This window comes from Pseudonocardia pini (genome assembly GCF_013870575.1).
In the GTDB taxonomy this organism is placed as follows: Bacteria; Actinomycetota; Actinomycetes; order Mycobacteriales; family Pseudonocardiaceae; genus Pseudonocardia; species Pseudonocardia pini.
Genome location: NZ_JACBXB010000136.1, coordinates 1 through 9,520, shown reverse-complemented (window position 1 = coordinate 9,520; position 9,520 = coordinate 1). Strand labels below are relative to the sequence as shown.

At 71.4% G+C, this 9,520-nt stretch carries 10 protein-coding genes and 1 pseudogene; 1 reads left to right on the top strand and 10 read right to left on the bottom strand.

The features are described from left to right. Positions 1 to 539: GNAT family N-acetyltransferase (locus H5J29_RS10860; RefSeq protein ID WP_181780805.1), on the top strand; the 539-nt coding region annotated here is incomplete at its 5' end. Here H5J29_RS10860 and H5J29_RS10855 read toward each other — a convergent pair. The 10 genes and pseudogenes from H5J29_RS10855 to H5J29_RS10810 form a co-directional block, all read right to left on the bottom strand. Next, a complete protein-coding gene (locus H5J29_RS10855; RefSeq protein WP_181780804.1) occupies positions 511 to 945 on the bottom strand; it encodes a DoxX family protein in 435 nt (144 codons plus the stop codon). The genes H5J29_RS10860 and H5J29_RS10855 overlap by 29 nt on opposite strands. 64 nt (positions 946 to 1,009) lie before the next feature. Then, a complete protein-coding gene (locus H5J29_RS10850) occupies positions 1,010 to 1,771 on the bottom strand; it encodes a hypothetical protein (RefSeq protein WP_181780803.1) in 762 nt (253 codons plus the stop codon). A gap of 7 nt (positions 1,772 to 1,778) precedes the next feature. Further along, positions 1,779 to 2,168 (bottom strand): hypothetical protein, encoded by a 390-nt coding sequence (locus H5J29_RS10845; protein ID WP_312858157.1) that lies wholly within the window; start codon positions 2,166 to 2,168, stop codon positions 1,779 to 1,781. Then, on the bottom strand, positions 2,165 to 3,016 hold the full coding sequence (gene mshB / locus H5J29_RS10840; protein ID WP_181780802.1) for an N-acetyl-1-D-myo-inositol-2-amino-2-deoxy-alpha-D-glucopyranoside deacetylase: 852 nt from the start codon (positions 3,014 to 3,016) through the stop codon (positions 2,165 to 2,167). Before mshB ends, H5J29_RS10845 begins: the two co-directional genes overlap by 4 nt. A 66-nt stretch (positions 3,017 to 3,082) precedes the next feature. Further along, complete coding sequence (locus H5J29_RS10835; RefSeq protein WP_181780801.1) at positions 3,083 to 4,108, bottom strand: ABC transporter ATP-binding protein; 1,026 nt, start codon at positions 4,106 to 4,108, stop codon at positions 3,083 to 3,085. Further along, positions 4,105 to 5,205: an ABC transporter ATP-binding protein gene (locus H5J29_RS10830; protein WP_312858156.1), complete on the bottom strand. Its 1,101-nt coding sequence runs from the start codon at positions 5,203 to 5,205 to the stop codon at positions 4,105 to 4,107. The genes H5J29_RS10835 and H5J29_RS10830 overlap by 4 nt, the downstream gene beginning before the upstream one ends. Beyond that, positions 5,202 to 6,110: an ABC transporter permease gene (locus H5J29_RS10825; protein WP_181780800.1), complete on the bottom strand. Its 909-nt coding sequence runs from the start codon at positions 6,108 to 6,110 to the stop codon at positions 5,202 to 5,204. Before H5J29_RS10825 ends, H5J29_RS10830 begins: the two co-directional genes overlap by 4 nt. Next, positions 6,103 to 7,083 carry an ABC transporter permease gene (locus tag H5J29_RS10820; RefSeq protein WP_181780799.1) on the bottom strand — a complete coding sequence of 327 codons (981 nt, stop codon included), beginning with the start codon at positions 7,081 to 7,083 and terminating at the stop codon, positions 6,103 to 6,105. The genes H5J29_RS10825 and H5J29_RS10820 overlap by 8 nt, the downstream gene beginning before the upstream one ends. A gap of 128 nt (positions 7,084 to 7,211) precedes the next feature. Then, complete coding sequence (locus tag H5J29_RS10815; protein ID WP_181780798.1) at positions 7,212 to 8,948, bottom strand: ABC transporter family substrate-binding protein; 1,737 nt, start codon at positions 8,946 to 8,948, stop codon at positions 7,212 to 7,214. 230 nt (positions 8,949 to 9,178) lie between these two features. Further along, a pseudogene (locus H5J29_RS10810) lies at positions 9,179 to 9,520 on the bottom strand (ABC transporter substrate-binding protein); the annotation flags it as partial.

The window sequence follows — 9,520 nt, the reverse complement described above, 5'->3', positions numbered from 1 at the left end:
GCATCGGCCCGCGGCTCCAGACCCCGGTCGGCTCGCCGTGGTCACGCTCCGCGGAGCGCTCGGGCTGGGTGCTCGACGCGGGCCACGAGGCCGGGGCCGAGGTCGCCGTGCTCGTGACGGACCTCACGGCAGGCGAGGTGCCCGGAGACTTCGACCCCGGGCCGTCCGCGGACTGGTGGGCGGTGGACGGCGCCGGGTCCACGGAGGCCGAGCGTCACGTCCTCACGGCGGCCGACGCCCTCGGGTTCGGTCTGGCCCGCTCGGCCGACGGCGAACCCATCGGGGCGATCCGAGCGGCGGTGGTCGAGGACCACCTGCACCTCTCCCGGCTGCGGACGGTGCCCGCCGCCCGCCGGACGGGGGTGGCGACCGCACTCACCGCCGGTGCGGCTGCCTGGGGTCACGCGCGCGGGGCGCGGTGGGGGGTGCTGCAGGTCGCGGTGGACAACGAGCCGGCCCTCGCGTTCTACCGACGCGAGGGCTGGACCGAGCATCACCGCTACCACTACCTCATCGAGCCCGGAGCGCGTCCACGCTGAACCGGCCCGCCCCGACCGCGACGAACAACAGGAAGATCCAGCTGTAGAGCGCGGCCTGCTCACCCAGGTTCCAGATCGGGTTCCAGCCCTGCGGCGCGTGCACCGAGAAGTAGGCGAAGGCCATCATGCCGGAGAGCAGGAAGCCGGTGACCCGGGTGAACAGCCCGGCGGCGATCAGAAGCGCGCCGATCCCCTGCGCGATGCCGACGTACCAGGAGAAGTCCCAGGCGGGCGCGGCGGCGCCCGCCCCGTCCATGCCGCCTGCGAGCCCGAACGGGATCACGGCGTGCAGCAGGAACAGGAACCCGACGACCAGGCGGAACGCGAGCAGCACGCCGTCGCGCAGGGTGTCCTGCCGGGTGCGGGTGGCGGTCGCGGTGCCGGGCCGGACGATCGTGGCGGTCATGGCGCTCTCCCCGTGGAGTCCGTGTGTCGCTGTCGGAAGGGGAGACCGGGCCGTGCCCGGGAACTCATCGGTGGGCGAGGTCCCGGGCCGCGATCCACTTCTCCCCGGCGCGCGCCGCGCGCTTCAGACCGGACCACTCGCCGAGGTACTTCCCGAGCACCCCGACGACGGGCAGCAGCCCGATCGCCTCGTGGTAGAAGCGGCCGTGCGGGCGCTTGTCCAGCTCGTCCTCGACCGCGAACAGCGCCCGGCCCAGCCGCCAGACCGCCGACGCGATGCGCGCGGCCGTGGGCCTGCCCTCCCCGACCAGGTCACCCTCGATCTCCGTGGCCTTCGCGTCGGCGGCGGCGTCCTCGGCGGCCGTCGGGCCCCGGTCGAGCGCGGGCCTGCGGCGGAACAGCACCCACGCGAGCAGCCCGACGAGCTCGTCCTCGTCGGTGACGCCGTGCTCCCCCGCGACGGCGACGAGCAGCATCCCCTGCGCCGCCGCCCCGACCGCGGACGAGACCGGCAGGCTCCGGGCCAGCGCGCCACCGAGCCCGGGGACGGCGGCGACGGCCGTGGTGAACCGGCCGACCCGGTAGATCCACCACTTCTGCCGGGCCGCGACGTCCATGTCCGCCCAGGCCGCGGTGCCCGGCACCTCGACGGCGGCGAGCCCGTCGAGCACCTTGGCGCGGACCGAGCGGTCCTCACCCTCGGCGCGGGTGCGGCCGCGCAGACCGAAGGGGTCCGACTCGCGCAGGGCCGAGAGGATCGGTCGGGTCGCGCGGACGAAGGGACGCAGGATCGTCACGATCGCCGCGTCGGGAATGGACTCGCTCACGTACCGATCATCCCGAATGCGAGGGTTCCCTGCCCGGCGAGCGCTCCGCCGCCCCCTCCTCCAGCACCCGCCGGGTCACGACCAGGCCGCTGAGCAGCCCCGCGACCAGCAGGAGCAGCGACTGCCAGGTGGTCGGGAGCAGGACGTCCCCACCCGGTCCCGCGAACCCGAGGACGCCGACCACGACGACCCAGACCACCAGCGGCGAGGCGACGGCGGCGGTCGCGGTCGAGACGTCCGTGACCGCGCGGATCAGCCACGGCAGCGTGAGCAGCGCCAGCACCGCGCCCACCGGCACCGGGACCGATCCGATGTAGAGCGGCTGCAACAGCAGCTCCAGCGCGGCCAGGCCCGCGCCCGCCACGGAGAGCAGCCCGATCGTGAGCGCCCGGATCACGCCAGGCCGCCGAACAGGTCGTCGGCGGGGGCCTCCCCGGGGGTGGCGAGGACGTACTCCTCGACGTCGAGCAGCGGCTGGGCCACGTCGTTGCTCATCGCGTAGGCGGGCTCCCAGACCGCGACCTGGGTCGCGTGGGCCCGCATGGCGGCGACGAGCCGGTCCCGGTGGGCGGAGACGTCCAACCGGGTCGTGACGACGGCGTCGGGCACCGTGGGCAGCTCGTCCGGCTCCGGGAACCGGAACGGCAGGCCCGGCAGGTCGCGGATCCCCGCCAGCCCGGCCTCCAGCACCGACCGCGAACGGACGGCGTGGAAGACCCGGACGGGCCGCGCCCGGGCGACGGCCATGGTGAGCTCGTGCGCGCGCACGTGGTCCGGGTGCCCGTAGCCGCCGTCGTCCGCGTAGGACACGAGGACCTGCGGCGCCACCTCGTCGACGACCTCCAGCAGCTGCTGCACCTGCAGGTCGAGGTCCCCGGCGGTGAGCGCACGCGGGTGCAGGTCCGGCAGCGCGACGGCGCGGGTGCCCTCGCCGTGCCCCATCCCGCTGTCCCGCCAGCGGGCGAGACCACCCAGGAACCGGTGCTCCGGCCCGCCCAGCGCCGCCAGCGCCCCCGCGAGCTCGCCGATCCGGTACCCGCCGAGCTGGTCGGCGCGGTCCGGGGCGAGCTCGCGCAGCGCGGGCGGGATGACCTCACCCTCCTCGCCGAGCGTGCAGGTCACGACCACACAGCGCACCGAGGGATCGGCCGCGTACCGAGCGATCGCGCCACCCGTCGAGAGGGTCTCGTCGTCCGGATGGGCGTGGACGAAAAGAACGCAGCGACCAGGCACGCCGAAGAGCATCGCATTATGGCTCCATAATGCGCTCCAGCGGCCCACCAGAACGCATTATGGCTCCATCGTGCCAGGTCAGAGGAGGGTTCGAGACTCGGCGTAGTGGCAGCTCACCGGGTGGCCGTCGCCCCGGTCCGTGAGCTCCGGGGGCTGCTCGACGCATCTCGACTGCTGCTCTGTCGTCAGCTCGTTCGCGAACTTCGGACAGCGGGTACGGAACCGGCAGCCCGACGGCGGGTTGGCCGGGCTGGGCAGGTCCCCGACGACCGTGATCCGCTCCCGGGCCCGCTCCTTGCGCGGGTCCGGCAGCGGGATCGCCGAGATCAGCGCCTGCGTGTACGGGTGCGCGGGCGCCGTGAACAGCTGCTCCGCGGTGCCGATCTCCACGATCTGCCCGAGGTACATCACCGCGATCCGGTCCGCGATGTGCCGCACCACCGACAGGTCGTGGCTCACGAACAGGTAGGACAGCCCCAGCTCGGCCTGCAGCTCGTCGAGCAGGTTGAGCACGCCCGCCTGGATCGAGACGTCCAGCGCGGACACCGGCTCGTCGAGCACCAGCAGCTTGGGCCGCAGGGCCAGTGCCCTGGCGATCCCGATGCGCTGCCGCTGTCCGCCCGAGAACTCGTGCGCGTAGCGGTTGCCGTGCTCCGGCTTGAGCCCGACGGTCTGCATCAGCTGCCGGACCTTGTCCCGGCCGCCGTCGGAGTACAGCCCGTGGATCCGCAGCGGCTCGGCGATGATCTCGTTCACCGGCAGCCGCGGGTCCAGCGAGGCGTACGGGTCCTGGAACACGATCTGCAGCTCGCGGCGCAGCCCGCGCAGGTCAGAGCGGCTGAGCGAGGTCAGGTCCCGGCCCTTGTAGAGCACCTCGCCCGAGGTCGCCGGGATCAGGTTCAGCACCACGCGCGCGGTCGTGGACTTGCCGCAACCGGACTCGCCGACCAGCCCGAGGGTCTCGCCCTCGGCGAGGTCGAACGAGACGTCCGAGACCGCCTGGACCGCCCCGATCTGCCTGCGGACCAGACCCTTCGAGCGGATCGGGAAGTGCTTGACGACGTTGCGCACGGACAGCAACGTCTGGGTCTCCACGGCGGTCACGGTCGGCCCTCCTCCGCGAGCTGGTGCAGCGCCTGGGCGTCCGCCACCTCGGTGTCGAACACGTCGTCCGCCGACGCGCCCGCGAGCGTCTCCGCGTGGTGGCAGGCGGCCAGGTGGTCCGGGCCGGTGGTGGCCCGCAGCTCGGGCTCGGTCTCGTCGCACACCGCGGTGTGCTTGGGGCAGCGCGGCCCGAAGGGGCAGCCAGGCGGCATGTTCACCACGCTCGGGGGCGAGCCCGGGATCGGGGTGAGCCGCTCGCTCGGCCGGTCCATCCGCGGCAGGCTGCCGAGCAGGCCCAGCGTGTAGGGCATGCGCGGGGTGTAGAACACGTCCTCCGCGCTGCCGACCTCCACGAGCTTGCCCGCGTACATCACCATCACGCGGTCGGCCTGCCCGGCGATCACGCCCAGGTCGTGGGTGATCAGCACCATCGCGGCGCCGGTCTCCTCCTTGGCGGCGGACAGCGCGTCCATGATCTGCGCCTGGACGGTCACGTCGAGGGCCGTCGTCGGCTCGTCGGCGATGATCACGTCCGGGTCGTTGGCCATCGCGATCGCGATCACCACGCGCTGCCGCATCCCGCCCGAGAGCTCGTGCGGGAAGGAGCCCGCGCGGTCCCGGGCGTTGGGGATCCGGACCTTGTCCAGCAGCTCCACGGCCCGGTCCAGCGCCGCCTGCTTGGAGACGTCGTGGTGGGCGCGCACGGCCTCGGCGATCTGCGCCCCGATCGTGTAGACGGGGTTCAGCGAGGTCATCGGGTCCTGGAAGATCATCGAGATCCGGGAGCCCCGGATCCGCGTCATCTCGGTCTCGGACAGCCCGAGCAGGTCGCGACCGTCGAACCGGACCTCGCCGGACACCCGAGCCGTGGTCGGCAGCAGCCGCATCACGGCCATGCTGGTCACGGACTTGCCCGACCCCGACTCGCCGACGATGCCGAGCACCTCGCCGCGGCGCAGCGTGTAGTCCACGCCGCGGACCGCGCGGACGGGCCCGTCGCCGGACGGGAAGCTGACGTCGAGGCCCGAGACCTCGAGCACGACGTCGCCCTTGGTCCCCTTGCGCCGCTGCGGCGCGAGGTCGATCTGCTCGCTCACTGGCGCACCTTCGTCTGCTGGGGGTCGAACGCGTCACGCAGGCCGTCGCCGATGAAGTTGATCGTGAGCGCGATGATGATGATGAACAGGCCCGGGAAGTAGAAGAGCCAGGGTCGCGTGGTCAGGGCCGTCTGGGCCTCGCTGACCAGCAGGCCGAGCGAGGTGTCCGGCGGGGTCACGCCGAAGCCCAGGTAGGACAGCGACGTCTCCAGCAGGATCGCCAGCGCCACCAGGATCGTGAGGTTGACCAGGATCGAGCCCAGCGCGTTGGGCACGAGGTGGCGCAGGATGATCCGCGTGTCGCTCGCCCCGAGCGCCCGGGCCGCCTCGACGAACTCCTTCTCGCGCAGCGACAGCACGACCCCGCGGGCCACCCTGGACACGTAGGCCCAGTACAGCGCGGCGATGACCAGCGCGATCAGGTACCAGGTGCCGCCGAAGTTGTGCGCCAGCATCGCCGCGACGGCGATCAGCGGCAGCGTGAGCACCAGGTCGGAGATGCGCATCATCACCGTGTCGACCCAGCCGCCGAAGTACCCCGCGACCGAGCCCCACAGCGTGCCCACGAGGGTGGCCAGGATCGCCACGGACACCGAGACCTGCAGCGAGATGCGGGTGCCGCGCAGCACCTGTGCGAACTGGTCGCGGCCCGCGGAGTCCGTGCCGAAGGGGTGCTCCCAGGAGGGCGGCACGGAGTTGTCCGGCGTGTACTGGCCCGCGTCGTACTTCCAGAGCCAGCCGCCGACGTAGGCCAGCAGGATCAGCGCCACGAACACGCAGAGGCTGACGACGGCGGCGCGGTGCTGCAGGAAGCGCCGGAAGACCAGCTGGGCCTGGCTGCGCTCCGCGACCGTGAACTCACGCTCCTCCGCCTGCGGCGGGATCGCGGTGGTGGTGTCAGGCATAGCGGATCCTCGGGTCCAGGACGCCGTAGAGCAGGTCGGCGAGCAGGTTGAAGGCGATCACCACGGTGGCCGCGATCAGGAGCCAGGACGCCGTCGCGTAGACGTCGTTCATCCGGATCGAGGTGACCAGGTAGTCGCCCATGCCCTTCCACTGGAAGACGTTCTCGGTGACGACGGCGCCACCGATGATCGAGGCGATGTCCAGTGCGGTCACGGTGGTCAGCGGGATCAGCGCGGTGCGCAGCCCGTGCTTGACCATCACCCGGCGCCGGGTGAGGCCCTTGGCCCTGGCGAGCCGCACGTAGTCGGAGTTCATCACCTCGAGCATCGAGGCCCGGGTGAACCGGCTCCACGCGGCGTAGGAGATCAACGCCAGCGAGATCGTGGGCAGCACCATGTGGCCGATGACGTCGAGGATGTACGCGCCGGTGCCCTGCGGCGGCGGCACGGAGACCTGGCCGATCGTGTAGATCGCCTGGGTGCCCACGGCGTTGTTGAACTCGATGCCCGCCTGCTTGAGCAGGATCGCGAACCAGAACGCGGGCATCGCGAGGAACAGGAAGCCCAGGAACGTCGCGGTGTAGTCGAACTTCGAGTACTGCTTCACGGCCGTCAGCACACCGATGACCACGGCGAGCACCAGCGCGATGAGCATCGCGAGCGCGATCAGCCGGATCGTGACGAGGAAGCGGTCGGCGAGGTCCGAGCCGATGTTCGCCGTCGAGACGACGGACGGACCGAAGTCCCCGGTGAAGATCCCGCCGAGCCACGAGAAGTAGCGCGCCAGGAGGGGCTGGTCGAGGTGCAGACGAACGGTTTCGGCGTCGATCACGTTCTGCGGGGCGGGCGGGTTCTTCTCCCGCAGCGGCGCCAAGGGGTCGGCCGAGGCCGAGCCCAGCGCGAAGATGATGAACGACGCGACGATCAGGACCGGTATCGAGTACAGGATCCTGCGCACGGCGAAGGCGAGCATGCGGCCATCTTCCGACTCGTGGTGGGAGTACGGCCCTCGACCCGCTGGTGGCGGGCCTCAGGCCGCCGTTGCAGGGTAGACCGGAGGGCGGGTCCGCACCGTCTGGCGGACCCGCCCCCGGTCAGGGGTCACGAGCCGGAGCGGATGCCCCACTCGGCCGTGTTGTAGGTGATCCCGTCGAGCGACGCGTTGTTGCGCACGTTGCCCAGGGTGTTCTGCACCGCAGCCAGGGTCGGCTTCTGGTACAGCGGGAGCACGTAGGCGTCGTCGGCCATGATCTTGTCGGCCTCGTTGAGCTTCGCCCGGGCGTCGTTGATGTCCGTGGACGAGGCGGCCTCGTTGATCAGCGCGTCCGTGGTCGGGTTGATGTACTTGCCGTAGTTCGACCCGGAGTTGCTCAGCCACAGCTGCTGCGCCCCGCCGAACGGCGCGGGCGACATGATCCAGCCGAACACGATGACGTCGTAGTCGCCGGTGCTCGTCGTGGTGCCGAGCGAGTCGGTGGTGATGACCTCGACGTTCACCCCGAGCTGCTTGGCCGAGGCCGCGAACAGCTCGCTCTCGGTCTGCCGGACCGCGTTGCCCACGGTGTAGCGCATCCGCAGGGTCGGGACGGCCTGGCCGTTGGGCGCGACGAGCGCGGTGCCCACGCCGGTGTAGCCGGCGTCGGTCAGGATCTTCTTCGCGGCGTCGATGTTGCCGGAGCCCTGGCCGGTGGCCGTCAGGTTGTCCTGGTAGCCGTCCTGGCCCGGGACGAACATCTTGTTCTGCAGCGGGGTGATGTCCGGGTTGAACTGCCCCACCGTCTTGGCGATGATGTCCTGCACGTTCACCGCGGTGTAGAGCGCCTGGCGCAGCGGCTTGTCCGCCAGGAACGGGTTCACCAGGTTGAAGTCGAAGTGCTCCCAGCTCAGGCCCGCGGCCTGCCGCTGCGACACGTTCGGGATGTTCTGCAGCTGGCTCACCAGGTCCACCTGCGGCTGCGGGAACAGCGCCTGGACCTCGTTGTTCTGCAGGGCCAGCGGCTCCTGGGTGGCGTCGGTGACCACGCGGATCACGAGCCGGTCGAGCTTCGGCTTCGTCGCGCCGTACCACTGCGGGTTCGGGACCAGCGTGAGCGCGACGTTGTCCTGCCAGTTCTCGACCTGGAACGGGCCCGCGGAGTAGGTCGGCACGGTGGTGCCGAAGAAGTCGAACGCCGCCTTGAGGCCTGCCGGGGTGTTGACGTCACCCTGCTGCGCGCCGATGTGCGCCGGGTAGAGCGGGGCGGCGGAGTTGAAGAGGCTCTGCCAGTCGGTGTACGGCTTCGCCAGCGTGACCGTGACGGTCTTGCCGTTGTCCGAGCCCACCACGGACTGGATCTGGTCGTAGCCGCCGTTGCCCGCGGTCTCGCACTCCGGGCAGTCCCGGGTGTTCTGCCACTTCCAGGCCATGGCGAAGTCGTCCGCCGTGACCGGGGTGCCGTCGTTCCAGACCGCGGCCGGCTTGATCTTGTACGTGACCGTGGTCGGGTTGGTGAGGTCCGCCGAGTCCAGCAGGTCCGTGTTCAGCGTCGGCTTGAGGTCCGGCGAGGTGTAGAAGGCGTACGTCAGGAGGGGCTTGGTCGCCATGCCCGTCCAGTCGACGTTGCCCTCGGACGAGATGACGTTCCAGTTGTCGATGTTCTTCTCGGAGGCCAGCGTGACCGTGCCGCCCTGCTGGAGCTCGTCCGCGGTCGCGCTGTTGCAGGTGTTGGGGTTGGTCTCGCAGTCCCCGTAGACGCCGCCCGAGCTGCCCCCGGCGCCGCCGCCACCGCCGCAGGCCGCCAGGACAAGGGCCGCCGCCGTGGCGACCGCTGCGGCCGCCGCCGCGCGCGTTCTCTTCATGGAATGGTTCCTCGATCTCTCGCCGGTTCGCGCCCGGTCGGGCACCGGAATCGGGCCGTACGCCCCTGGCCCATGTGCCGGGCGAGGGCTCCCGATCCCTGGGCAACTTAAGAAGCTCACAGGTTGTCCCGCCAACCAAGTCGCCGATCGTGACCAAAGGGTGACGTGAAGTGGACATTGCGACACATCGTGATTACTCAGGAGTAACTTCTCCCCCACCCGAGGGCCGTTCAGCCTGCCGGGGCCACCCAGCGTTGCGCTCCGGTCAACGGCCCGGTCACCAACGGACCAGGACCGAACCCGGTCGCGGCAGCACCGGACGGCGTGCTCACCAGGAGCGACACCTGCTGGAACAGCGGCAGCGCGGGCAGCTGCGCCCAGAGCACCCGCTCGACGGTGGCCAGCTGCTCCGGGTTCGGCACCGCGGCGGCGGCGAGTGCCTCGAGGTCCGGCTGCAGCGCGGCGGAGCAGAAGCCGCCCGGCAGTGCGGGCGGGTCCGGCAGCGCGGCGGTGGGCTCCGGGCACCCGTAGTCCGACGCGAGCTGAGCGCCGACCGGCCCGCCCACCGCCCG

Excerpts from the sequence above, each read along its gene's own strand:
- H5J29_RS10855 (WP_181780804.1), bottom strand. The coding sequence starts at position 945 with ATGACCGCCACGATCGTCCGGCCCGGCACCGCGACCGCCACCCGCACC.
- mshB (WP_181780802.1), bottom strand. The coding sequence starts at position 3,016 with ATGCTCTTCGGCGTGCCTGGTCGCTGCGTTCTTTTCGTCCACGCCCAT.
- H5J29_RS10825 (WP_181780800.1), bottom strand. The coding sequence starts at position 6,110 with ATGCCTGACACCACCACCGCGATCCCGCCGCAGGCGGAGGAGCGTGAG.
- H5J29_RS10820 (WP_181780799.1), bottom strand. The coding sequence starts at position 7,083 with ATGCTCGCCTTCGCCGTGCGCAGGATCCTGTACTCGATACCGGTCCTG.
- H5J29_RS10815 (WP_181780798.1), bottom strand. The coding sequence starts at position 8,948 with ATGAAGAGAACGCGCGCGGCGGCGGCCGCAGCGGTCGCCACGGCGGCG.